This is a genomic window from Nostoc sp. KVJ20 (assembly GCF_001712795.1).
GTDB lineage: Bacteria > Cyanobacteriota > Cyanobacteriia > Cyanobacteriales > Nostocaceae > Nostoc.
The window spans coordinates 37,954-61,166 of sequence record NZ_KV757636.1; the positions used below are offsets into that span (position 1 = coordinate 37,954).

27 protein-coding genes are annotated in these 23,213 nt (G+C 41.9%); 14 read left to right on the plus strand and 13 right to left on the minus strand.

Translation table 11 applies throughout. The annotated features are described in order from the left end of the window. Nucleotides 1-4: 4 nt before the first annotated feature. A complete protein-coding gene (locus tag A4S05_RS19815) occupies nt 5-814 on the minus strand; it encodes a metallophosphoesterase family protein (RefSeq protein WP_069071517.1) in 810 nt (269 codons plus the stop codon). 123 nt (nt 815-937) lie between these two features. Between A4S05_RS19815 and A4S05_RS19820 the strand changes: the two genes are divergently transcribed. Continuing rightward, on the plus strand, nt 938-1,261 hold the full coding sequence (locus A4S05_RS19820) for an ArsR/SmtB family transcription factor (RefSeq protein WP_069071518.1): 324 nt from the start codon (nt 938-940) through the stop codon (nt 1,259-1,261). Between the two features lie 435 nt (nt 1,262-1,696). Continuing rightward, nucleotides 1,697-2,704: a biotin synthase BioB gene (gene bioB, locus A4S05_RS19825; protein ID WP_069071575.1), complete on the plus strand. Its 1,008-nt coding sequence runs from the start codon at nt 1,697-1,699 to the stop codon at nt 2,702-2,704. Between the two features lie 317 nt (nt 2,705-3,021). Here the strand turns inward: bioB and A4S05_RS19830 are convergent, their stop codons facing one another. Continuing rightward, nucleotides 3,022-4,203, minus strand: coding sequence for a class I SAM-dependent methyltransferase (locus A4S05_RS19830; RefSeq protein ID WP_069071519.1), 1,182 nt, complete (start codon nt 4,201-4,203; stop codon nt 3,022-3,024). Nucleotides 4,204-4,443: 240 nt separating this feature from the next. Between A4S05_RS19830 and A4S05_RS19835 the strand changes: the two genes are divergently transcribed. From A4S05_RS19835 to A4S05_RS19865, 8 genes are all read left to right on the plus strand, one after another. After that, a complete protein-coding gene (locus A4S05_RS19835) occupies nt 4,444-5,175 on the plus strand; it encodes an ABC transporter ATP-binding protein (RefSeq protein ID WP_069071520.1) in 732 nt (243 codons plus the stop codon). Between the two features lie 40 nt (nt 5,176-5,215). Further along, entirely contained in the window at nt 5,216-5,467 is a 252-nt protein-coding gene (locus A4S05_RS19840) for a type II toxin-antitoxin system Phd/YefM family antitoxin (RefSeq protein ID WP_069071521.1), read from the plus strand. A gap of 197 nt (nt 5,468-5,664) precedes the next feature. Continuing rightward, complete coding sequence (locus tag A4S05_RS43430) at nt 5,665-5,844, plus strand: type II toxin-antitoxin system VapC family toxin (protein WP_256091047.1); 180 nt, start codon at nt 5,665-5,667, stop codon at nt 5,842-5,844. 38 nt (nt 5,845-5,882) lie between these two features. Continuing rightward, nucleotides 5,883-6,446, plus strand: coding sequence for a Uma2 family endonuclease (locus A4S05_RS19845; protein ID WP_069071522.1), 564 nt, complete (start codon nt 5,883-5,885; stop codon nt 6,444-6,446). Nucleotides 6,447-6,605: 159 nt separating this feature from the next. Beyond that, nucleotides 6,606-6,953 carry a DUF1493 family protein gene (locus tag A4S05_RS19850; RefSeq protein ID WP_069071523.1) on the plus strand — a complete coding sequence of 116 codons (348 nt, stop codon included), beginning with the start codon at nt 6,606-6,608 and terminating at the stop codon, nt 6,951-6,953. Nucleotides 6,954-7,118: 165 nt separating this feature from the next. Further along, on the plus strand, nt 7,119-7,766 hold the full coding sequence (locus A4S05_RS19855) for a histidine phosphatase family protein (protein ID WP_069071524.1): 648 nt from the start codon (nt 7,119-7,121) through the stop codon (nt 7,764-7,766). An 84-nt stretch (nt 7,767-7,850) separates the two neighbouring features. Beyond that, nucleotides 7,851-8,876 carry a glucokinase gene (locus A4S05_RS19860; RefSeq protein ID WP_069071525.1) on the plus strand — a complete coding sequence of 342 codons (1,026 nt, stop codon included), beginning with the start codon at nt 7,851-7,853 and terminating at the stop codon, nt 8,874-8,876. 45 nt (nt 8,877-8,921) lie between these two features. After that, nucleotides 8,922-9,524 carry a hypothetical protein gene (locus tag A4S05_RS19865; protein WP_069071526.1) on the plus strand — a complete coding sequence of 201 codons (603 nt, stop codon included), beginning with the start codon at nt 8,922-8,924 and terminating at the stop codon, nt 9,522-9,524. 88 nt (nt 9,525-9,612) lie between these two features. Here the strand turns inward: A4S05_RS19865 and A4S05_RS19870 are convergent, their stop codons facing one another. Beyond that, on the minus strand, nt 9,613-10,314 hold the full coding sequence (locus A4S05_RS19870) for a Uma2 family endonuclease (RefSeq protein ID WP_069071527.1): 702 nt from the start codon (nt 10,312-10,314) through the stop codon (nt 9,613-9,615). A gap of 160 nt (nt 10,315-10,474) precedes the next feature. On the opposite strand from A4S05_RS19870, the gene A4S05_RS19875 reads away from it, so the two are divergent. Together A4S05_RS19875 and A4S05_RS19880 are read left to right on the plus strand one after the other, a co-directional pair. Beyond that, nucleotides 10,475-11,500, plus strand: coding sequence for a serine/threonine protein kinase (locus A4S05_RS19875; RefSeq protein WP_069071528.1), 1,026 nt, complete (start codon nt 10,475-10,477; stop codon nt 11,498-11,500). A gap of 60 nt (nt 11,501-11,560) precedes the next feature. After that, nucleotides 11,561-12,721 carry a serine/threonine protein kinase gene (locus A4S05_RS19880; protein ID WP_141699759.1) on the plus strand — a complete coding sequence of 387 codons (1,161 nt, stop codon included), beginning with the start codon at nt 11,561-11,563 and terminating at the stop codon, nt 12,719-12,721. A 192-nt stretch (nt 12,722-12,913) separates the two neighbouring features. On the opposite strand, the gene A4S05_RS19885 is transcribed toward A4S05_RS19880, so the two are convergent. The 10 genes from A4S05_RS19885 to petH all read right to left on the minus strand — a co-directional run bounded on the left by A4S05_RS19885 (nt 12,914) and on the right by petH (nt 19,393). Further along, nucleotides 12,914-13,087, minus strand: coding sequence for a hypothetical protein (locus A4S05_RS19885; RefSeq protein WP_256091050.1), 174 nt, complete (start codon nt 13,085-13,087; stop codon nt 12,914-12,916). 28 nt (nt 13,088-13,115) lie between these two features. Next, nucleotides 13,116-13,307, minus strand: coding sequence for a type II toxin-antitoxin system HigB family toxin (locus tag A4S05_RS39100; RefSeq protein WP_084227170.1), 192 nt, complete (start codon nt 13,305-13,307; stop codon nt 13,116-13,118). Between the two features lie 131 nt (nt 13,308-13,438). Continuing rightward, nucleotides 13,439-13,801 carry a hypothetical protein gene (locus A4S05_RS19890; RefSeq protein WP_069071529.1) on the minus strand — a complete coding sequence of 121 codons (363 nt, stop codon included), beginning with the start codon at nt 13,799-13,801 and terminating at the stop codon, nt 13,439-13,441. A 462-nt stretch (nt 13,802-14,263) separates the two neighbouring features. Continuing rightward, complete coding sequence (locus A4S05_RS19895) at nt 14,264-14,461, minus strand: hypothetical protein (protein ID WP_069071530.1); 198 nt, start codon at nt 14,459-14,461, stop codon at nt 14,264-14,266. Between the two features lie 14 nt (nt 14,462-14,475). Further along, nucleotides 14,476-14,802, minus strand: a complete 327-nt coding sequence (locus tag A4S05_RS19900; protein ID WP_069071531.1) for a Tse2 family ADP-ribosyltransferase toxin — start codon at nt 14,800-14,802, stop codon at nt 14,476-14,478. Between the two features lie 51 nt (nt 14,803-14,853). Next, nucleotides 14,854-15,273: a type II toxin-antitoxin system VapC family toxin gene (locus A4S05_RS19905; RefSeq protein ID WP_069071532.1), complete on the minus strand. Its 420-nt coding sequence runs from the start codon at nt 15,271-15,273 to the stop codon at nt 14,854-14,856. Then, nucleotides 15,270-15,524, minus strand: a complete 255-nt coding sequence (locus A4S05_RS19910) for a FitA-like ribbon-helix-helix domain-containing protein (protein WP_069071533.1) — start codon at nt 15,522-15,524, stop codon at nt 15,270-15,272. Before A4S05_RS19910 ends, A4S05_RS19905 begins: the two co-directional genes overlap by 4 nt. A gap of 114 nt (nt 15,525-15,638) precedes the next feature. Further along, complete coding sequence (locus tag A4S05_RS19915; protein WP_069071534.1) at nt 15,639-16,340, minus strand: Uma2 family endonuclease; 702 nt, start codon at nt 16,338-16,340, stop codon at nt 15,639-15,641. A 141-nt stretch (nt 16,341-16,481) separates the two neighbouring features. Further along, nucleotides 16,482-17,768: a homoserine dehydrogenase gene (locus A4S05_RS19920; RefSeq protein ID WP_069071535.1), complete on the minus strand. Its 1,287-nt coding sequence runs from the start codon at nt 17,766-17,768 to the stop codon at nt 16,482-16,484. A gap of 278 nt (nt 17,769-18,046) precedes the next feature. After that, the gene (gene petH / locus A4S05_RS19925) at nt 18,047-19,393 is read right to left on the minus strand and encodes a ferredoxin--NADP reductase (RefSeq protein WP_069071536.1); all 1,347 of its coding nucleotides are present in this window, start codon (nt 19,391-19,393) and stop codon (nt 18,047-18,049) included. Between the two features lie 1,207 nt (nt 19,394-20,600). Between petH and A4S05_RS19930 the strand changes: the two genes are divergently transcribed. Together A4S05_RS19930 and metK are read left to right on the plus strand one after the other, a co-directional pair. Then, a complete protein-coding gene (locus tag A4S05_RS19930) occupies nt 20,601-21,605 on the plus strand; it encodes a phosphoribulokinase (protein ID WP_012409283.1) in 1,005 nt (334 codons plus the stop codon). 263 nt (nt 21,606-21,868) lie between these two features. Then, nucleotides 21,869-23,143 carry a methionine adenosyltransferase gene (gene metK / locus A4S05_RS19935; RefSeq protein WP_069071537.1) on the plus strand — a complete coding sequence of 425 codons (1,275 nt, stop codon included), beginning with the start codon at nt 21,869-21,871 and terminating at the stop codon, nt 23,141-23,143. Nucleotides 23,144-23,213 lie beyond the last annotated feature (70 nt).

Sequence of the window (23,213 nt, forward strand, 5' to 3'; positions counted from 1 at the left end):
GATATTATTTCTTTGCCTGAAGTACGATAACACGGCTATCTGCTTTGATGACTTGGATACCATTTTCTAAAGTGATCATCGGAATTTTCCAATAAGAATGACCACAGATAACTAATAAATTATTAGTTAGATTGATTTTTTCTAACTCCTTGCGGATAGATTCTTTACCAACCAAATTACCTTGTGGGTAATCCGGCCCTTCATGTAAAATTAAAATATCTGGTGACTGCTTTATCAGTTCCCGAATTGCTTTAATAAATTCTTTCTCAGAGCGTCTGAAGGGTTTGCTTTTTTTGCCGATAATACCAGAAATCCCGGCAAGATTAAGCTCACCATTTCTTCTGATATCACCATCAAGATAGTAAATACTCCGATTTTGTTTAAAAATCTGAATTTCTTCTTGTGTATTTCCCAAACTATCGTGATTTCCAGCAACACCAGCCACCCAACAAAATCGTCGATTAAAAGCTTGCCAAATTTCTCGGATATCGCCCACTACTCCACTACGTCTATTGACCTCTGCATATAAATCACCTGCTAATATAATGCCTGTATTTTTTAGTGAGGGGATTTTTCCGTTCTCTGCCAAATTTTCTAATTCTTCTATAACAAGATAACCGAGAAGTTGTTGATTTTTCGGGTCAATTCCTTGTATATCACTAGTAACAGTAATTGCCTCTAAATTATTAGGTAAATAATCAACTTCTGCTAGTAAAACTGGTAAATATCTCTCAATAACACCAATACCACCAGAAGCTGCTGTCAGATACCGTATCTCATGAATGGGTAAATTAGAGATTGATATAATATACATCTTAGTAAAAAATAGTCTTGTTCAAGCACGATGTCTGACGACAAGCCCCTGCGCGTCTACGCACCTAAAGCTATAGTTTCTAGTTCACAATAGAGTTACCATACCCTTATCAAACTGTAATTGATGCTCATTTCCTCAGCTACCATTCCTCATTTGATTGCTGCTGGCTTTCACGCCCTTTCTGATCCACTCAGGATTAGTGTGCTGGAATTACTACGACAGCGAGAATTATGTGTATGTGATTTGTGTGAAGCCTTGGGGGTAAATCAGTCAAAGCTATCTTTTCACCTGAAAACCCTCAAGGAAGCTGGCTTAGTTAACTCCCGTCAGGAAGGACGCTGGATTTATTACAGTTTAAATTTGCCCCAATTTAGTGTTTTAGAGGAATATCTGGCAGATTTTCGCCACAATCAGGTAATTTTATCTGCCCGCTCCTGCTGCGATTAAGAATAAATTTATCTATGTTTGGGACTGATTTTCTCCAGTGAAAAGGTGACATTAATTTTGCTGTCTAACCTTCAATTTCATGAAGAAATTGCTCAAAAGATGCGTCATCATTTTGGTTTGTGAAATTTGTGTTGCTTGGTTAATGGTCAGCATATATGCTCACAATTTAAGCTTGTGACGCGACTACACAGGTTATTAAATCCACGATCCTTACAACAAGATAGAGTGAGTATTTTTACTCTTAATCTGCCATTCAACCAAAATCTTGATAAGCTGATGTCTAATATCTAGAGCGGAAGGATTGAGAGCCAATAGGTGACAAAGCACGGTGCGGGGCATAACTTCGATAAAATCGCTTTGCCCAAACGCTGTACCGCAGGAAATTCAAGCAAAAGACAGCTCTTGATTAACCCAGTTTACAAGAAGGATAGTGATGTGGTGGGAATACGCTACGATTGGCAGGAATTAGAGATTCGGGCGATATACAACACGCCATTGCTAGAGCTTGTTTATCAAGCTGCTAGCGTGCATCGCCAATATCATGACCCAACAAAAATACAAGTTTGTAAGCTCATATCGATTAAAACGGGAGGTTGTCCAGAAGATTGTAGCTACTGTGCCCAATCTTCCCGCTATAAAACAGAGGTAAAGGCGCAAGCACTCCTCGAAAAAGAAACGGTGGTTAACATCGCCCAGAAAGCTAAAGAAACTGGTGTTAGTCGCATCTGCATGGGTGCTGCTTGGCGAGAAGTGCGGGATAACTCACAATTTGAGGAAGTCCTGGATATGGTCAAGGATGTAACCGCAATGGGTTTAGAAGTGTGCTGCACTCTAGGTATGTTGACGGCAAATCAGGCCAAAAAATTGGAAGAAGCGGGACTTTACGCCTACAACCATAACTTAGATACCTCGCAGGAATATTACAGCACAATTATTACCACAAGGACATATGGCGATCGCTTGAACACAATTGAGAATGTCCGTCAGACAAACGTCACTGTCTGTTCCGGCGGCATCCTGGGCTTAGGCGAAACTGTCGATGACCGTGTTGGAATGTTACAAACTCTGGCAAATTTACATCCCCATCCAGAGTCCGTACCAATTAATATTCTTTCACAAGTACCAGGCACACCCTTAGAAAATCAGCCTGATGTCCCCATTTGGGATATTGTGCGGATGATTGCCACAGCCAGGATTTTAATGCCAACTTCCGATGTGCGTCTTAGTGCCGGTAGGGCGAGACTTTCTCAAGTTGAGCAAGCTTTCTGCTTTATGGCAGGAGCTAATTCTATCTTTTCCAGTGACGACAATAAGATGTTGACGGTAACAACTCCTTGTCCAGATTACGATACTGACCGAGAAATGCTGAATTTACTTGGTTTGGAAATGCGTCCGCCTTCCCAAAGACAAGAGAAGGTAGCAAGTTCGGCTGTTGTGGCTTGAAGGAGGCAGGAGGCAGGATAGCGCAGCGTTAGCGAGTCCGCGAGCGTCGGCAGGAGGCAGAAGGCGCATTCATTATTCGACCCCGGATGATTTGGCAGCCCTGAACTCTCCTACGCAGTGCAAAGCTGACACGAAAATGGGGGACTAAAACCCTTGTTCTTAGTGCATTGGCGTAGTCTGCCAGAAGCATTGCTTTACTGAAGCTCCAGGGCAGTTTTCCTCCAGCAATAACTGCTTTTCTTGATAAATATCTTTTGTGGGATAGTCGAAACGGCCATCCCACAATCAATAATTGGATTTTTTTTACTTGGAAGTTCCTAAGCAGGTGTCAACAAAATTAGCTGCTGTTGCAGGAGCGTTCTTACCCCATCTAATCCCAGTTCTATACCTGCCAAAATTTCTGCAATTGTGGAATTTTTGTCACACTTTTGCATAAACTCAAACTCTGCTACAGATAAGTTAACAATCTGGTAATCGTAATTAAAGAAACATTGACTGGGAAATCCCTCAATGCAAGGATTAAGTTCGGGAATCGCTCTTAGTAGGGCGTTATCGTCTGACCAGTCAGCTTTGATTAAGGGAGGACGACCGAGGAAAAACTCGTAATGAGTTACTTCTGGGTCTAATAATTCTATCAGGCGGTAAAGCTGGCGATCGCTCAATTCTTTTGCCCGTTCCACTAACTCTGGTGCTTTACCCAAAAGTCTTTCTAAATCCCAGAAACTCGGATTTGAGAAACCAATAAATTCCAATCCCGAAGCATCAATTAATTCAAACAGCGTCTCAATGTTGTAGTCAATTTCTTGGGGATGAACGTACATATCAGCAAAGTATTCATCCTTGTTGTTTTCTAATGACCAACGTTGTTTATCATATTTGACAATTCGGTTATTTTCTGGTAAGGAAGCAAATATTTTTCGCCCGACTTGGACACCATCGCGGTAGTCGCCTTTTTTGTCACCTTGAATAAGTGCGATCGCTTTTTGCATGAGTTGAATTTCCCAGCGCCCCAATTCCCCATACACAAAAATGTGCATCAACCCGCCTGGGGCTAACTTCTTCGCCAAAGCTTGAATACCGCGAATGGGATCGGGAGTATGATGCAAAACGCCAACACAGTTAATTAAATCAAACTCACCTGGTAACTGTTCCACGTCAAACAAACTGAGGTGATGAAATTCAACGCGGTTAGCCCCTGAACGCTGACAACGCTCTGTTGCTACAGCTAAAGCGCCTGTACTGAGGTCAATTCCCACCACAGAAGCTTGAGGATTGAGGTGAACCAGGTACTCTGTACCCACACCAGTACCGCAACCTGCATCTAAAATCCGAATATCCTGCCTTTGGGGTTTTTGACCTGTGCAGAAGTTATGAGCGGCTAGCCAATTCCAGCGCCAGTTGTAACCTGGAGGTGGTTCATCCAACAGGGCTTCGGGCGGAAAGGGGTAGGTATTGTAGAGTTTGGCAACAGCAGCACTAACAGTTTGGGAATCGGACATGATGAGGAATAACGCAGCATTTCTGAGTTTACCGGATAGTGGATCATTAGGGCAAAGTTTACTATTGCTTATTTCCTGCTAATTATCCAACAACAAAATCAGTAAATTCGCGTTTATAAGGAACATAAAATCCTAATACAATATCTTCTTTAGCAAAAGTGTTGAATGTTAAAAAAATCCGATAATTCAACATTTATGTATACTAGGTTTTGAATCAACATTTCTGGATATAAACCGCTGATGAAATCTGATAGTAGTCCAAACCATACAATTTTAGAAATTCAAGAACTTGATGTTAATTATGGCGGCATCCAAGCTCTGAAAAAGATTAATTTAATTATTCAAAAAGGCGAGGTAGTTACTTTAGTTGGTGCTAATGGTGCTGGTAAAACTACTACGCTCCGCGCCATATCTAAAGTAGTTAATCCTAAGAGTGGCGTAATTATCTATAATGGACATAATATTACCCGCCGCCAAACTCACGAAGTTGTACAACTTGGTATCGCCCATTGTCCTGAAGGACGCAGAGTATTAACGCGGCAAACAGTATTTGATAACTTACTTTTGGGTGCTTATATTCGCTCCAATCAAGCTGAGATAAAAGCAGATATTCAGCGCCAATTTGAGCTATTTCCCCGCTTGTCACAAAGACGCAATCAACTAGCAGGAACCCTCAGCGGTGGTGAACAACAAATGTTAGCGATCGCACGTGCTGTCATGAGTAGACCACAACTCTTACTTTTAGACGAGCCTAGCTTAGGTTTAGCACCTGCGATCGTCCGGGAAATCTTCTCTATTATTGAAAATCTCCGGGCTACAGGCGTGACTATTTTGTTAGTTGAACAAAACGCTAATCTGGCGCTACAAATTGCCGATCGCGGTTACGTTCTAGAAGCTGGTTCTATAACTTTAACAGGTGCAGCATCAGAATTAATTAGTGATGAGCGAGTTAAAAAAGCTTATTTAGGGTAGGGTGATGATTATAGTAGAGTAATAATCCAATAAGATTCTTATGAACTGGATTAGTGTCGATGAAATAAAACGTGACTTATTAGGCTACCTTCAGCGCGTTGAAGCTGGAGAAACTCTTATAATTATACGTGGTGGAAAGCCAATTGCTGAAATTAAACCGACGGTAAAAGTATCTGATCTCTCTAGACCATTCGGACTCTGTGCAGGAGAGTTTCTTGTACCCGATGATTTTGATGAACCACTGCCAGAGAATATTATAAGTGAGTTTGAGGGTAAATCAAACCCCTACTAGATACCCATATTTTCCTCTGGTTTATTAGTAGCGATAACCGTTTGTCAAATAGGTTTATAGAGATTATTCGTAATACGGATAATGATGTATATCTAAGTATAATTTCTATTTGGTAAGCAACTGTTAAGTATCAATTAGGCAAATTACCTTTACCTCAATCACCTGAGATTTATCTGCCGATACAGCGTGAGAGGCATTTGATTACTAGTCTTCCTTTAACAGAGGATAGTGTTGTACAACTTAGCAAGCTTCCTAATATCCATCGCGATCCGTTTGACCGAATGCTAATTTGTCAAGCTTTGCAGCATGACCTTACTATTGTGACTGTCGATGATGCAATTCGTGCTTACCCAGTTAAAATTTTAAACGATATATGATTTATTGTTGTATATGAAAACTTAGGAAGTACAAGCAGATGGTAAAATCACCAACTAAGCCTCTAACTTTGGAAGAGTTTTTAAAACTACCAGAAACAAAGCCTAGCTTAGAATACATCAACGGTCAAATTATTCAAAAGCCAATGCCACAGGGAAAACATAGTATTCTTCAGGGTGAACTAGTCAGTAATATCAATTCTGTAACCAAACCTCAAAAAATTGCCCTTGCATTTCCAGAATTGCGATGTACTTTTGGCGGACGTTCAATTGTCCCTGATATAGCTGTGTTTGCTTGGGAACGGATTTTATTAGACGAGCGTGGAAAAGTGGCAAATGTCTTTAAGACATGTCCAGACTGGACAATTGAGATTCTTTCGCCTGATCAAAGCCAGACTAAAGTAACTGGAAATATTCTACATTGTTTAAAACATGGTAGTCGCTTCGGTTGGCTTATTGATCCAGATGAGCATTCTGTTTTAGTTTATCCACCAAAGCAGCAACCAGAAATTTTACAAGAAGAACAAGAAATATTACCAGTTCCCGATTTAGTTAACGGCTTTCAATTAACTGTAAAGCAACTATTTGGATGGTTGAAGTTGTAATCAATTGCATAAATTTATATCTAGCTTTGGAAAAACTAAAGGAATGGCTACAATAACCCTATCTTGGTACTAGACTATAGACACTTAAACAGTATTCCCTGATAACAATTTTTTTGTTGATAGGATTGTTAATACTGGAGTTTATCACCTAAAAAGCTTATGTCATTTACATATAGATTTAATCAACTTACAGCAATCCTTTCTAATGAACTGGGTGTGCAAACAAAAGATATGACTCTTAATACACGGCTTCGGGAAGACCTCAAAATAGATGGTGATGATGTTGATGCACTATTTTGTAAAATTGCTGAACAGTTTTGCATAGATTGGCAGGGGTTTGTTTTTTACCATTACTTCCATGAAGAACCACATTTATTTTCTCTACTTTTTGAATGTTACTATCGCAAAAGTCACGGCACACTCAAAACAATTACCGTCAGCCATCTACTATCAGTTATTGAGCGTGGAGTTTGGTTTGAACCGTCCCAATTTGGTACTTATATTTGAGTTCATTACACAATCTTAGCTAATTTATACTGATAACTTTTCCTAATCATTAGTATTATTAAATAATATTACGATTTTTGTCATATATTAATATTTGCAGCCCTCCTTGCAGATATCTATATATTTGTTTAGCGGCGAATTCTATTCATTGGAATAATTAAACTTATGAGTCAAATAGTCTGGATAGCAAGACACGCTAACCGCCTCGATTTCGTAAACCCCGATTGGTTTCTCACCGCTGAACGACGCTATGATCCGCCATTGTCTGATGATGGTATGGTTCAGGCACAGCAATTAGCTCAACGTTTGAAAAAAGAAAATATTGGTCATATTTTCGCTTCTCCTTTCCTGCGAACCGTACAAACAGCAAACGCAGTTGCAGAAATGCTCAAATTGCCGATCAAACTCGAAACAGGTTTGAGTGAATGGCTAAACCCAGTTTGGATGACGGAAGAACCCGAAAGACTCTCAACTCCAGCCTTAGCAAAATTATTCCCCAGAATTGACACTAGCTATACATCGCGCATCGCCGCCAAATATCCTGAAACTCACGAAAAAGTCCGAGAACGTTCTGGGCAAACTGCCAGATGTTTAGCTACTGAGTTCTTCCCACAGGATATCCTGCTAGTGGCACATGGCGCATCTGTGTTGGGCGGAGCAATGGGACTAGTGGGGGAAATTGCCAAAACAGAAGTTAAAGCTTCTTTATGTTCCTTGGTAAAAGTGGTACGCCAGGAACCAGAATGGTTATTAGAACTCACGGGAGATACTTCCCATTTAACCCACATAGAAGAAGTTATTCGATTTGCTTAAACCTCTAATAGGGATTTGTGTTCATAGCTTCTGCTAGGTTGGGTATATCCTACAAATAAAGTAATTAATCCGCGAATAAGTTCTATGACATTGTTACTAGCAGGAGACATCGGCGGTACGAAAACTATTCTGCGATTGGTTGAAACATCAGATTCACCAGTTTTACATACTATTTATCAGGAAAGTTACCACAGTGCTGATTTTCCCGATTTAGTGCCCATAGTGCAGCAGTTTTTGGTCAAAGCTAATACACCCACACCAGAAAAGGCCTGTTTTGCGATCGCAGGGCCCATTGTCAAAAATACTGCCAAACTGACCAATTTAGTCTGGTTCCTGGATACAGAACGTCTACAACAAGAATTGGGTATCCCGCACATTTCTTTGATTAACGACTTCGCCGCCGTTGGCTATGGCATTTTAGGTTTACAAAAACAAGACTTACTGACGTTGCAAGTTGGCAAATCTCAACCAGAAGCCCCGATTGGAATTATTGGTGCTGGTACTGGCTTAGGACAAGGATTTTTAATTAAACAGGGAAACTACTATCAAGTCTTTCCCTCAGAAGGTGGACACGCTGACTTTGCCCCTCGGAACGAGATTGAGTTTCAACTGTTGAAATACCTGCTGGGTAAACATGATATCCAGCGCATTTCTGTGGAACGCGTGGTTTCTGGAATGGGGATTGTGGCAATTTACCAATTTCTGCGCGATCGCAAATTTGCCGCTGAATCTCCAGATATCGCCCAAGTCGTCAGAACTTGGGAACAAGAAGCGGGACAGGAAGAGAAAAGTGTCGATCCTGGTGCTGCTATTGGTACGGCTGCACTACAAAAACGCGATCGCCTCTGTGAACAAACCTTGCAATTATTTATAGACGCTTATGGTGCAGAAGCCGGCAACCTTGCCCTGAAACTCTTACCTTATGGTGGCTTATACATCGCTGGTGGAATTGCACCCAAAATCCTACCGTTAATTGAAAACAGCGGTTTCTTATTAAACTTCACTCAAAAAGGCAGGATGCGCCGCCTCCTTGAAGAGATACCCGTGTATATTATTCTCAACCCGCAAGTGGGGCTAATAGGTGCTGCTTTATGTGCTGCTAGGTTATAACAGCTGGCATCATCAGTGAGATCAGCATCTCAAAAGGCAAAAAATATGACAATTAAAAGTCTGTTGCCATTAATCGCCGCCACCTTTGTCTGTGGTGGTTCTATTCTCGTGGAAGCGCGTCAACCCAAACCCCCGGTGGCTGTTGTCAAAGCAACCGTCACTAAACCTGTGCAGCCACAATGGAAGTTATACACCCCTCCAGATGGACGCTTTAGTATTTTGATGCCGGGAAGCCCCAACAGAAATACCCAATCCCAAAAAACTTATATGGGGGAAATTAACTTAGAAATATTTGTTGCTGAACCACCAAAACAGCAAGTAGCATACATAGTTGCTTACAATGATTTTCCTTATAGTTATGGTGAAATGGCTGACCCCCAAGCTGTACTTAATAATGCACGGGATATGGCTTTAAAGACTACGAAAAGTAATTTAATTAGTCAACGAAACATTCGTAGTTCCAATAATCATCCTGGCAAAGAAATTGAGTACATCAATTCTGGAGGGAAAATCACTAAAAGTAGAATGTATGTTGCCGAAGGGAGATTATATCAAGTAATGGCAATAACTACAAAAAAACAGCAGAAGACATTAGCTAAAACCATTACTGGGTATTTAAATTCTTTCCATGTAGTTTTGAAAAAATGAAATAACTAAAACCTCTGCTATATGAGCCTTGCAATCAATTGTGTGGCTCATATAGTGATTTTTGTGTGTATGCTACAATCCCAAAATATTAGACTTCTGGTTCAACACCAAGCGATCGCAATTGAGCAGTCAAGCGATCGGCTCTTTCCTCACTAGTCAACAACAAATTACCTTGCAAATCCCACCAGCGTAGCCAAGGTAATTCCATATTATGATATTGTCCCTGCCAAATTCCTAACTCAACTCCTAAAGGATGTATGGGATAATGCCCGCGTTCATTTGCTGTCAATAACTGATATTGTCCACCAATTAATTCATAAACTTCTACACTGGCTTTATTCACTTCATAAATGCCGTAGAAGGGAGGACGAATCACCTGTTCATAAATCCAAAATTTCCCCTTCCACGGAGTTTTATCTCGCTCCTGACTACCATCCCCAGAAACAAATTCCAATGCAATTAATGGGGCAATAAACTCTCGCCATAATACATAAGACCTGAGCGTTTGCCCATCCAAAGTAGGTGGTACATTCCCTACATAAAACCAGTCTGGAGCTTCTGCACCTTTTTCTGGGAGGTCAGTGATGCGCCAGTAAATACCGCTATTTTGACCAATACAGTATTGCCCATCAGGATGACGTTTTTGCAATATCGGTTTAATCGAGTCTGTTAGGAGAATGCTTTGGGGATGTTCCTGAAAGTTTTTCACGAATGTACCATCAGACTCAGGAAGCTGTGTATGGTCTGGGAACGGGGTGAGGGTGGTGGATGGATCGGTTGCAGAGGTCATAAGACTACCTTTGCAGAATGTAAGGGTTGTTTTTTAGTTTAGCAAGCGTAGATGCGGAGCGGCTTGTTCTGAAACATGGCGCTGTTTCTGTCAAGCTAGGCTCCAGTTCTTCAGGCTTTTTTATGTGAAAATTAATACAAAGATTTTAGGAGTTGCAAGGATGGCTTGGGCAGCAGGTGATCAATTGCAAGGTGGCAAATATACTATTGAAAAGGAATTGGGAAGGGGACGGTTTGGTATTACTTATTTGGCAAGAAACAGGAATAGCGATCGCTTAGTCATTAAAACCTTAAATGATAATCTGCTCCAATCCCTTAGCCAGCCCGAACGCGCTCGATTAGAGACTATGTTTTGGCAGGAGGCGGTAAATCTCACCCGATGTCAGCATCAGCATATTGTGCAGTTCAGAACACCGTTTAAAGAAGGAGATTATCCGTATCTGGTAATGGAGTATGTGGATGGAGTGAGTTTGGCTGACCTCCGTCCACCAAAACTTTCGGAACCTGACGCACTATGTTACATTCAGCAAATTGGGGAAGCACTGATAGTTGTACATAAGAATGGACTAATTCATCGGGATGTGCATCCGGGAAATATCTTGTTGCGGAACCGAGAGGGTCTGTCAGAAGCGGTGTTAATCGATTTTGGTCTAGCTCTAGATTTTGACCATATCTTAACCACAAACGGAACCAAGGAAGTGTTTGATGGATTTACACCCCCTGAACTTTACGCTAAAGGTACTATAACTCATGCGTATAGCGATATTTATTCACTGGCAGCTACGCTCTATAAACTTCTGACGGGAAAAACACCTGTCGATGCAATAAAACGCAAACTGAACGGTGAACATTTGGTGTCTCCAAAAGACTTTAATCCTCAGATTAGCGATCGCACCAACCGCGCAATTCTAACAGGGATGAAACTAGATCCTAAAGAGCGCCCTCAATCAATGCGAGAATGGCTCGACTCTCTGGGGTTAACTGGGGAAACTCCTCAGCCTGCTTCAATTGTACCCCCTCAGCCCAACCCAATCAATTGGACACATGTTATAGCTGCGATCGCTGCTTTTGGAGGTCTACTTGGAGGTATCGGAGCTATGGCTGGCTGGATTCCTATTTTTAAACCCTCTCCGTCTTCTAGTCCACCGTCACTCTCTCCCAGTCCATCAACTAGCAAAACACCGTAGAATTAGCTAAACTTTCATTAAAATGCTGGCATTAGAGTAATTTTTTACTTAGAGGTATTCATGCCCTGGATAGCAGGACAACAATTGCAAGGTGGCAAATATGTAATTGAGACAGTCCTGGGACGGGGGGGATTCGGGATTACTTATAAGGCTTTGCATGTTGAACTCAACCAGACAGTTGTAATTAAGACACCTAATGAATATCTCAGTCACGATCCGGAATATGAAAAGTACATAGAGAGATTTATCCAAGAAGGGCGGACACTCGCACGCTTATCAGAAGACCCTCATCCTCACATTGTGGGAGTGATTGATTTGTTTGAGGAAGGTGCTACCCACTGTTTAGTGATGGACTTTGTTGAGGGAGAAAATTTGTTTGAGGCGGTGAAGCTTAAGGGGGCTTTACCAGAAGCGGAGATTCTACCCTGCATCCGCCAGATCGGGGAAGCTTTGAGCGTCGTGCATCAAGCAGGTTTAGTACATAGAGATGCCCATCCTGGAAACATCATGGTGCGGAAAAATGGCAAAGCAGTTTTAATTGACTTTGGAATCGCCAAACAAGTAGTTCCCTCAACTATTAGTTCAACTAACAAGGATGGTCATGAAGCCTTTGCGCCCTATGAGCAGAAGGTCAGAGGCAGTCGAAAACCAACAGTTGATGTTTACTGTCTAGCTGCTACACTCTATTATGCGGTGACAGGTCAAAGACCTACAACTTCGCTGGCTCGCAAGCTCGATAATGCTTCCCTTAAATCACCTAAACAAATTAATCCAAGCATCAGCGATCAATTAAATAAAGCAATTCTCAAGGGTATGGCGCTGGAGGCAAAAGACCGCCCTCAGTCGATGCAGAAATGGTTGGCAATGCTAGAAGCACGAAAAGTGAAACTTCTACCCCTTGTTAAATCAGTTTATAGTAAAAAAGTTTTTCGTCTTCAAAACAAACTAAAAAAAGCTATTAGGTTTGTTAGTGTATTAGTGGGGTACATATTGAGAGCCTGCGCTTTAGTCGCCTCTATCTTAGCCTTTATCCTAATAGTCTACTTATTATTCGGATATATCCCTCCGTTATGGGTTTGGGTTGCACTTGTAGCCGTCGTTTGGCATTGGAATAAGATTGTAAATGGGGCTGTAGTTGTAGCTTTGGCTGTAGTCGTGGGTATGGTTTTGGGTTGGCCTCTTGCTGTGGCTGTGGTTCTAGCTAAAGTGATGCTGAAATGAAATTACGAGAATTGCTTCATAATTTTCCAATTTTGGCAGGCACTTCTGGTCTAGGCTTGGGTATGGGATGGTTAAGACATAGAATTTTTAATGCAGGCTCATAGCTTTATCATTTGAAGCTAACTGGCAAAAGATTTTGTAGCTGTTGTATCGAGTAGAGAAGCGATGTCTAAAAGACAAGCCACTGGGCGTCTAAGCACCTGTAACCTCATACCAAAATGCTTCTTCTGGTGTACGATTGGGACGATGTTCTAAGGTTAATGCGAGTGCGATCGCTTGTTCGTTTTCTGCATCCGTGGTAATGATTTTTGGCTGATACTCGGCTAGCAATTTACCATAAGATTCTGGATTAAAAGTACGGGTCATTTTCCCATTCAGCTTTAGTTGCTATCCTCTACCAATCATAAAGTGCTTCCCTTGCATCTGTATGTGCCTCACAAAATTCTCGTAGAATTCTGCGACTAATAACGCAATACGGTTCAGTTAAGGTTACTGGTGTAGATAATTTGTCTTTGAAGACGCGATGAATCGCCGTCTCTACAAGTGTTTTGGGCTTATCTGAACTGTATTGACTAATAACGTGCATTTAAATTTACTCTGATTACGATTCTTAAATTTTCTCTCAAATTCAGGGTTTTATAAAGCTGCCACCTAACCAAGAATCTCCCGATTTGAATTCGGGAGAGTGTCAAAAAAACCCAAATGTATTGTCTTTGATCAAATAACAACCTCTTGCTTAGGCTTCCGCACTGGACGCTTGCGTTCGCTGCGACGAACGCCCCCTGCCATTTTGTACTCATCGCTATTCTTGCCATACTTTGCAGCTACGCTGACTAAGACATGTTCTGTTAGTTCCATCAGCGACTTTTCGGCTAATTCTAAAGCTCCCTGAGTTAGATCCACGGTGGAGAGGCTGGAGTTATAAACTTCCAACTTATCCTGTGTTTTTTTGATGGCGGCGGCAAAGGTGTCAATAGTGACTCCATTACCTAAATCTAAGGTGGAACTAATCGATTTCAAAGCCGCAATCCGACGCTGTGCCCTATCAAGTACTTTAGACCCACGTTTTGGACGTGACATAAATAACTTTCCTTTTGTTAATCATGCACTAGGATAAAAACTGGCTTATATCCTTGTCTTTACACCATTAGGATAAACAAAATCGGGGTGATTAGCACCCGAAATATTCAGTATTGTTTAAAATATTTAATACAAAATTCATTATGGGACTTAAGTTAATTTACTGATGATCTAAATTCAATAAACGATCGCCCGAATTCAATAAACGACTGCCCGAATTCAATAAACAACCGCCCGAATTCAATAAACAACCGCCCGAATTCAATAAACGACTGCCCGAATTCAATAAACAACCGCCCGAATTCAATAAACGACCGCCCGAATTCAATATTGCGCTTCTCGCTTGATTGCAATATCGAACTCTTATTTAATTTTTGCGAAGCTCGGTGCGCCTTTATCTCGCTTGCAGATTAGGAATTCTGGTTAAACGCCAAGCGATCGCAATTTCGCCCATTAATTAAGTTAAAAAACAGATGGCGCAATTGTTGAGAGTTCCTTCTTTAATTCTTGCGACAAAGATTCCAAAAACATCATGTCATTGGTGACATCTGAAACCTCATCATCATTTAAATTCTCTGTCTCTAATTGCTTTTGATAAGCTTCAATTCGATATTCTAGCGCCTCAACAATAAATCGAATTGCTTTAGGAGAAAAATTCACGTTTAACAACTCCCTTAATTGACTTTGTAAAATGCCTCACCAACTAACCCTAATGCAGTCTTGTAGTCTTCCATTCGCATAGTGTAGCTTGGTTCCCACAGCCAATGATTGCCGTAATCATTCACCAAGCGGAGTTCGTTGGGAATATTACTTCCCCTATCCAACTTCCACCAATTCTTTCCAACCCCCTGAACTGCAAACGTTGAAATCCCGCCTGAACCTGCAATAACCCAAATATCACCATCTTCTTCGTAAGTTTCAATGTCTTTTGAACGAATGTTATCTATTCTCGAAGAAGTCGCATTTCCCATACGGTATAAATCAATGGGGGTTTTTCTCATACCAATCAGCTAAAAATCTAGGCTTCTGGTTCAACGCCGAGCGATCGCTATCTAAATATTTTCCACCCACAGAAGATTATTTGCGTAGCTACTGGTTTTAAGAGCATTGTAAAATTTTTCGTCTGCTGTTACCATCTGGCATTGTTGAGTAATAGCAAGGGCTAAATATAAACTGTCATATACTGCGCGATCTGTCTGAATAGCAATATCTAAAGCAAGTGGCATTAATGGTTGAGATAAGTAAACTTCTACAGGAACTATATTTAAATCTGCTAATGTTTGTCTTGCATTTTCAGCAGTGTCTTCACCGCGACGTACTCGTTTCCACAAAACGTTTCCTACTTCTGGGAAAAAAAAATCTGGAACTAAGAAAGTATGGTTACTTGCTAGTAAACGTCTAGCTGCATGAGAGTAGACTTCAGGGATGAACCACTTTATCGCAATGCTAGCATCTAAAACATACTGACTCACCGTTCTCTGTCCTCGCGGATGAGTTCAGTACTATCACTGAAAATTTTTCCTGTATATGTGACTTGAGCGCGTGCTACAGCTTCTTTGACTTTTTCTATGTCACCGCCAGTGTGATAGTGTGTCGCTTTTTCAGCTGCTTGCTCTAGGATCTGCTTTAGTTCCTCTTGCAAAGACCTACCATGTTGTTTGGCAATAGTTTCTAGCTTTTCTAGAATCACAGGATCTAAATTTTCAACTAAGATTTGAGCCATATTTCAGAGTGATTTGTAGTTGCTTCTATTTGCAATTTTAAGGTAGTTTAGCTGCCGATTCCTGAACACAAGCCGCTACCTCTCTACGCACTTTTAACCCAAAGTCCAAAAATATTAGGCTTCTGGTTCCACTCCGAGCGATCGCAATTGAGCAGTCAAGCGATCGGCTCTTTCATCACCAGTCAACAACAAATTACCCTGCAAATCCCACCAACGCAACCAGGGCAATTCGGCGTTTTGATAAACTCCTTGCCAAATACCTAACTCAACTCCCAAGCGGGTAATCGGATAATGTCCGCGTTCATTTGCTGCTAATAACTGATATTGTCCACCAATTAATTCATAAACTTCTACACTGGCTTTATTCACTTCATAAATGCCATAAAAAGCCGGATGAATTACTTGCTCATAAATCCAAAATTTGCCCTGCCAAGGGGTTTTATCTCGTTCTTCACTACCATCCCCAGAAACAAATTCCAAGGCAATTAAGGGGGCAATAAATTCTCGCCACAATACATAAGACCTCCGCGTTTGTCCATCGAGCAAAGGCGGTACATTACCGACATAAAACCAATCTGGTGCTTCTGCGCCTCGTTCTGGCGGATCTGTCAACCGCCAGTAAATACCTAAGTCCTGACCTATACAATATTCACCTTCAGGATGTAATTGTTTGAGGACAGGTGTTATCGAATCAGTGAGTAAGATGCTTTGGGGATGCTCTTGCCAATTTTTCACGAAAGTACCATTAGACTCTGGTAGCTGCGTATGATCGGGGAAAGGAGTGAGGGCGGTGGATGGATCGGTTGCAGAGGTCATAGGTCTAGCCTCGCGCTGGGGTGAAGTTTATTTTTTAGTTTAGCTTGCGTACTTAACCAAGTTTTACTCGCAGCTAAGAATCCTTTGGGGTAATTAAAAATTGGAGCAAAGCAAGTTGACGAGCTTCACTCCCGACTAATCTCAAAGTACACGCAGTAAGCTAGGAATGCTTTCGATCGCTGACAAATCCCGAATTTCTGCCAAAGCTTGCCTAAAATTCCCTTCCCGCACATCATGGGTAACAACCACAATCTCTGCAAGTTCTCCTTGAAAGCCAGTTTGGACAATTGACTCTAAGCTAACGCCATAATTGCCAAAGCAAGTCCCCAATTTACCGATAACTCCAGGTTGGTCATTGGTGAGGAAACGCGCGTAAAACCGAGTTATCAATTCTGCCATCGGCGCAATTTGGCAATATTCCTGATGTCCACAAGTTAATAAGGGATTTGCAACTTCTGTATTGGTTTTGAGGACAGCAACTAAATTCAAAATATCTGATGTGACAGCACTGGCGGTTGCACCAGCACCAGCACCGGGACCAAAAAACATTACCTGGCCGATGGGTTCTCCTTCCACAAGAATGGCATTGTAAACGCCGTTGATGCTAGCCAAAGGATGGGCTTTGGGCACTAGGGTAGGATGAACTCTGACGGAAAGGGGAGATGAGGGAGTATCACGTTTAGCGATCGCTAACAATTTAATCACAAATCCCAATTTTTCGGCGTAAGCAATATCTGTTTTGCTCACTTGCCGAATCCCCTCAGTATAAACATCTTGTAAGTTGATGCGTCCACCAAAGCCTAATGATGCGAGGATCGCAATCTTATCACCTGCGTCTAAGCCATCAACATCAGCTGTAGGGTCAGCCTCAGCATAACCCAAACGTTGCGCGTCAGCTAAAACATCGCTGAAGTTGCTACCTTCTGTTTGCATCCGCGTCAGGATGTAGTTCGTTGTACCGTTAACGATGCCCGTTACAGTGTGAATGCGGTTAACACTTAAAGACTGCTTTAAGGGTTGAATCACCGGAATCCCACCACCCACAGCGGCTTCTAGCATGACGTATACGCCTGCTTGATTGGCAGTTGTGAAAATTTCCGCCCCAAAGCGGGCGATCGCTGCTTTATTGGCGGTGACTACATGCTTACCATTACTTAAAGCTTTGAGAATTAGCGATCGCGCCGGCTCTAGTCCGCCCATCACCTCGACAACTATATCTACCGCCGGGTCGTTGACAATAGAATCTAAATCTGTAGTTAAGACTTCCGTAGACAATTCTACTGCACGGGGTTTATCGAGCGATCGCACTCCCACCCGATAAATTTCTATCTCTTGCAACAATGGGTGACGCCCAGCGCTATCTTGCAACAACTGCACTGTTCCCGTTCCCACGGTGCCTAATCCCAGTATTCCTAGTTTCACACCCACAAATTTTGCACCCAATTTATTTTTTAGTGCTGTTAGCGGTAGCGGGGCGTTTAGCCCGTGCTGAGTGCTGAGTGCTGAGTAGTAACAAGTATTATTTAGTACTCTACTCTTCAGAACTGAGAACTCTTGCTTCAGCTATTTACAATATTCATAACAAAACAATTGTAGGTAGAGCGTTTGCCCTACCTACTGATTATCCTGCTTCCTTTGTCATTTGTCCTTTGTCCTTCGTCCTTTGTCTAAAACTAATGACTAATGGCCAATGACTAATGACTAACTTAATAGGTTTCTACGTGCCAGCGATGAGCTTTCTTGAGTTGCTTCTGGTAATCACTCCAGGTTACGCCTTCTTTCGCAGCAGCAGTTGTTAAGGCTGCATCAATACCTTCTTCCATACCTCGCAAACCGCAGATGTAGGTGTGGGTTTTTTCATTTTTAATCAATTGCCACAATTCATCAGCATGTTCTGCTACGCGGTCTTGGATATACATTCTACCGCCTTGGGGATTTTTTTGTTCCCGACTGATGGCAGGAGTGAGGCGGAAGTTCTCAGGATATTTTTGTTGAATTTCTTCCAGTTCTTCCTTATATAAAAGGTTTGGAGTTGTCGGCACACCAAATATTAGCCAAGAGAATCCTTTAAATTGGTAATCTGGGTTGGCTGCTCTTTCTGCATCTTTAAACTGACGCCACAGATAAGCTCGCATGGGAGCAATACCTGTTCCGGTTGCCATCATGATGACATTAGCATCAGGATCATTGGGTAACAACATTTCCTTACCCACAGGCCCCGTAATTTTTACCTCTTCCCCTGGCTTGAGGAAACACAGGTGGGTAGAGCAAACACCATACACTGTTTCGCCTGTTTCTGGGTGCTTGTACTCCAACTGGCGGACGCACAGTGATACTGTCTTATCATCCACATCATCGCCATGACGAGTTGAAGCGATGGAATAGAGTCTAAGTTTTTCCGGCTTGCCGTTCTTGTCTAATCCTGGGGGAATAATCCCAATACTTTGACCTTCTATATATTTCAAATCACCTGCGGAAATGTCAAATTTGAGGTGTTGAACAATACCAATACCACCTTCTTTGACTAGTGGTTCATTAGATACTACCTTACCAATAAACGGAGCATTGGGCCGGTAAGTGTTAACAGGAACGTCACCGTGGTCTTTTTTGGCTTTCGCTTGAGTCATGGTGTTGCCTTTCTTGTCCTTGTTCTTGAGCTGTTCTTCAGCTGGTGTTTTAGCGAAGCCTTTGACTTCACTATCAGCTTTTACAGGTGTGGCTTTACCATTCCCTTCACTGTCAGCAGTTTCCCCAGATGTCGCTAACTCGCTGACTTCGCTTGTAGCATTTTCAAATGAGGCTTTACCATTAACTGGCTGTAGCGCAGTTGCAGGGTGGATGCTAACAATTGTGCCGCCTAGACGAGTGATACGTCGCATTTCTTGATTCATGCGGTTGTAAGGCACTCTGATGAACACACTGCCACTTTTCCGAATTGGGTAGTTAGTTTGATCAGTTTCTTCGCTCTGACGCAAACCCACCACTTCATAAAGGAAGATGCGGCTACCTAATTCTGTGTTGGCAGCACCCTCAACAGCACCTTGATTGTACATTCGTTCTACCACTCCGATAATTTACTTAACCGTTTTTCAAAAAAAAACTATTCTCATCCCATGCCAGCTTTAGTTTACCGGATTTTCGTTTCACAAAACTGGCTCTCTGAGAAAAAGGCATCATTAAATTAATGCCTTGCTAAGTACACTCACCAAAGACATGCAGGCACAGCAAAAAACACACCTGTTCACCTTCTAAGGTAAAGGATAAGTTATTGGGAGAATGTTAATAATGAGTCAATTTAATCTTTTTTTTGTTAACTACCACCCAGAACAGGGATATAGCTTTTTGCCTTACTACCCAACAAGCAACTGACGGTAGCAGATATTGATTGGAGGACTACTTTGATTGGTGGAAGCTACCGCTCAGTTTACCTCTAAAAATTGCCATTTTGCTTGTCTACTTCAATGTATTAAATTAGAGAATATCAATCCCGGAAAGTTTTCTGCCGATTGATTTTGTTTCTCAAAATCTACTGCCCTCCGAAAATATTGTTAGCCATATTTGTGGCTTGTCTTTCAAAATTACATAACTGGGACAAATTCAGCTACAAACATAACGACAGAGAGAATCGTAATTTAAGCAGATGTAATTAGTTTCACTTGATGTGAAAAATCTGTCAACCTTTATTCAGTGCTTTGCCATAACGCCAACGCTTCTATTTGAGCATATCCATAAATTTACAGCGAATAATTTGACCAATGCAAGTTGTTGGCTCATTCCTTGGATAGATTTTTGCTTTGAATATCTTAAGCATTGTCGAACGGGAATTACAATTTAGGAAAGTCAAAAAATTCGCTACAACAGCAAATTATACCTTATAGACTTGATTATATAGAGTCACAAGTAGCAGAATGAGAAAAGTGCAACACTCATGAGCGGTGTTGATCCCCATTTTTAAATTAACAACTAAATCAACAAAAAAATGATTGATGATCCACGCTAATTCTTCTTGACAGCAATCTTGTATGGGATACCCCCTTCTGTTAAAATCAAATATACCACTAGGATTAAATACTTACCGGCACCAACATTCAGGCTAGTCCGACGAGTAGCAACTTAATTACTTTGTTGCCTACCCGCTTGGTGTCTTATAGATGTGCTAGGTAGCAAGAACGCAGGATAAACCAAAGGGGTAAACTCCTAGCTTCAGAATCTGCTGTGTGAAAAAATATTGACACAACTTTAGTATTTTAGAGGAGATTTATGACAAGTAAGCCTGAACGCGTGGTACTGATTGGAGTAGCCGGAGACTCTGGGTGCGGTAAATCTACGTTTTTGCGTCGTTTGATAGATTTGTTTGGTGAAGACTTAATGACAGTCATCTGTTTAGATGATTATCACTCCCTGGATCGCAAACAGCGCAAAGAAACCGGGATAACGGCACTAGACCCCAGGGCGAACAATTTTGATCTGATGTATGAGCAAATTAAAACGCTCAAAAGTGGTCAAGCGATTGATAAGCCGATTTACAACCATGAAACTGGCTTGATTGACCCGCCAGAGCGGGTAGAGCCGAATCACATTATAGTTGTTGAAGGGCTGCATCCTTTATATGATGAGCGGGTGCGATCGCTAATCGACTTCAGTGTTTATTTTGACATTAGCGATGAGGTCAAAATTGCCTGGAAAATCCAGCGAGATATGGCTGAACGCGGTCATCGCTACGAAGATGTTTTAGCACAAATCAATTCCCGCAAACCTGACTTTGAAAAGTTTATCGAACCACAAAGAGAATTTGCCGATGTGGTTCTCCAGGTATTACCCACGAACTTGATCAAAAACGATACGGAGCGTAGAGTCTTAAGGGTACGTATGCTCCAGAGGGAAGGTAAGGAAGGCTTTGATCCAACCTACCTATTTGATGAAGGGTCAACAATTAATTGGACTCCCTGTGGACGCAAATTGACCTGTTCTTATCCTGGTATGCAACTATACTACGGATCTGATGTTTACTACGGACGCTATGTCTCAGTACTAGAAGTAGATGGTCAATTTGATAACTTGGAAGAAGTAATTTACATCGAAACCCATCTCAGCAATACATCCACAAAATATCAGGGTGAATTGACTCACTTGTTACTCCAGCACCGTGAGTATCCAGGTTCCAACAATGGTACTGGTTTCTTCCAAGTGCTTACAGGTTTGAAGATGCGTGCTGCCTATGAACGGTTGACAGCTACAGAAGCAAAGTTAGCGGTTCAGGTTTAAAGCAGCAGTGTTTGTGTCAAAGCTTGTGGGGGCGCTTCCGGGTGTCCCCATTTTTTTGTGTTATTAAATACATTTTTCCCAGAAAATAATTAGCATACATTTATCTTATTTACAGATACTTACCTTATAATTAGCGGTTTTTATCAATATCAATCAGATACTAACTAGTGAAGTATAAATATTGTTATCATTTCATAAATTAGCTAGTTGATCTAGATACCACATTTAGTCAGCTAAAAAACTCAAGTTAGGAGGAATTTCCTTTGTCTCGTCGATATTTATTTACCTCCGAGTCAGTCACCGAAGGTCATCCAGATAAAATCTGCGATCAGATTTCTGATACCATTCTGGATGCCCTACTGACACAAGACCCCAGCAGCCGTGTTGCCGCTGAAGTAGTAGTTAATACTGGTTTAGTGCTAATCACTGGTGAAATAACCACCAAAGCCAACGTAAATTTCGTCAATCTCGCCCGCAAAAAAATTGCCGAAATTGGTTATACCAATGCCGACAATGGCTTTTCTGCTAACAGCACCAGTGTTTTGCTAGCTTTAGACGAACAATCACCCGATATTGCCCAAGGCGTTAACACCGCCCAAGAAACCCGTCAGCAAGATAGTGATGAACTATTCGATAAAATTGGTGCGGGCGATCAAGGTATAATGTTTGGCTTTGCCAGCAACGAAACACCAGAACTGATGCCCTTACCCATCAGTCTTGCTCACCGCATTGCTCGCCGATTGGCAGCAGTCCGCAAAACAGGTGAATTGTCATACCTGCGTCCTGACGGCAAAACCCAAGTAACTGTAGTCTACGAAGACGGACGCCCCGTAGGTATTGATACTATCCTGATTTCAACCCAGCATACAGCCAGTATTGGGGAAATAACGGATGAGGCGGCTGTACAAGCCAAAATTAAACAAGACCTCTGGTCAGCAGTGGTTGAACCTGTTTTTGGCGACATTGACGTTAAACCTAATCAGGAAACACGTTTTTTAGTCAACCCCACCGGCAAATTTGTCGTTGGTGGCCCTCAGGGAGATTCTGGTCTGACAGGACGGAAAATAATCGTTGATACCTACGGTGGTTATTCACGACATGGTGGCGGCGCTTTTTCCGGCAAAGACCCCACGAAAGTAGACCGTTCTGCTGCTTATGCAGCTCGTTATGTGGCGAAAAATATTGTCGCCGCCGGGTTGGCAGAAAAAGTTGAAATCCAGCTATCTTATGCGATTGGCGTAGCGCGACCAACAAGTATCCTAGTTGATACCTTTGGCACTGGCAAAGTGGATGAAGAAATCTTACTAGAATTAATCAATCAGCACTTTGAACTGCGTCCGGCGGGGATTATCCATACCTTCAACTTACGCAACTTACCAAGTGAACGAGGCGGACGTTTTTATCAGGACGTCGCGGCTTACGGTCATTTTGGGCGGGCTGATTTAGACTTGCCTTGGGAACAGACCGATAAAGCCGAATTGTTGAAGCAAGCAGCAAATGAGTCACTTTCGGCAGCAGTTGCTCAGGCACTAACCTAGACTTATACGCTACTGCAAAAACTGAGTTTATCTACGTGAGGGTATAGGCAACTTGATAAGTTATGCATAC

Coding starts and splice junctions, on each gene's coding strand:
- A4S05_RS19875 (WP_069071528.1), top strand. CDS start 10,475: ATGGCTTGGGCAGCAGGTGATCAATTGCAAGGTGGCAAATATACTATT.
- A4S05_RS19835 (WP_069071520.1), top strand. CDS start 4,444: ATGAAATCTGATAGTAGTCCAAACCATACAATTTTAGAAATTCAAGAA.
- A4S05_RS19855 (WP_069071524.1), top strand. CDS start 7,119: ATGAGTCAAATAGTCTGGATAGCAAGACACGCTAACCGCCTCGATTTC.
- A4S05_RS19880 (WP_141699759.1), top strand. CDS start 11,561: ATGCCCTGGATAGCAGGACAACAATTGCAAGGTGGCAAATATGTAATT.
- A4S05_RS19890 (WP_069071529.1), bottom strand. CDS start 13,801: ATGTCACGTCCAAAACGTGGGTCTAAAGTACTTGATAGGGCACAGCGT.
- A4S05_RS19815 (WP_069071517.1), bottom strand. CDS start 814: ATGTATATTATATCAATCTCTAATTTACCCATTCATGAGATACGGTAT.
- A4S05_RS19910 (WP_069071533.1), bottom strand. CDS start 15,524: ATGGCTCAAATCTTAGTTGAAAATTTAGATCCTGTGATTCTAGAAAAG.
- A4S05_RS19860 (WP_069071525.1), top strand. CDS start 7,851: ATGACATTGTTACTAGCAGGAGACATCGGCGGTACGAAAACTATTCTG.
- A4S05_RS19840 (WP_069071521.1), top strand. CDS start 5,216: ATGAACTGGATTAGTGTCGATGAAATAAAACGTGACTTATTAGGCTAC.
- A4S05_RS19915 (WP_069071534.1), bottom strand. CDS start 16,340: ATGACCTCTGCAACCGATCCATCCACCGCCCTCACTCCTTTCCCCGAT.
- A4S05_RS19865 (WP_069071526.1), top strand. CDS start 8,922: ATGACAATTAAAAGTCTGTTGCCATTAATCGCCGCCACCTTTGTCTGT.
- A4S05_RS19850 (WP_069071523.1), top strand. CDS start 6,606: ATGTCATTTACATATAGATTTAATCAACTTACAGCAATCCTTTCTAAT.
- A4S05_RS19830 (WP_069071519.1), bottom strand. CDS start 4,203: ATGTCCGATTCCCAAACTGTTAGTGCTGCTGTTGCCAAACTCTACAAT.
- petH (WP_069071536.1), bottom strand. CDS start 19,393: ATGTACAATCAAGGTGCTGTTGAGGGTGCTGCCAACACAGAATTAGGT.
- A4S05_RS39100 (WP_084227170.1), bottom strand. CDS start 13,307: ATGCACGTTATTAGTCAATACAGTTCAGATAAGCCCAAAACACTTGTA.
- A4S05_RS19900 (WP_069071531.1), bottom strand. CDS start 14,802: ATGAGAAAAACCCCCATTGATTTATACCGTATGGGAAATGCGACTTCT.
- A4S05_RS19870 (WP_069071527.1), bottom strand. CDS start 10,314: ATGACCTCTGCAACCGATCCATCCACCACCCTCACCCCGTTCCCAGAC.
- A4S05_RS19885 (WP_256091050.1), bottom strand. CDS start 13,087: ATGACCCGTACTTTTAATCCAGAATCTTATGGTAAATTGCTAGCCGAG.
- A4S05_RS19845 (WP_069071522.1), top strand. CDS start 5,883: ATGGTAAAATCACCAACTAAGCCTCTAACTTTGGAAGAGTTTTTAAAA.
- A4S05_RS19820 (WP_069071518.1), top strand. CDS start 938: ATGCTCATTTCCTCAGCTACCATTCCTCATTTGATTGCTGCTGGCTTT.
- A4S05_RS19930 (WP_012409283.1), top strand. CDS start 20,601: ATGACAAGTAAGCCTGAACGCGTGGTACTGATTGGAGTAGCCGGAGAC.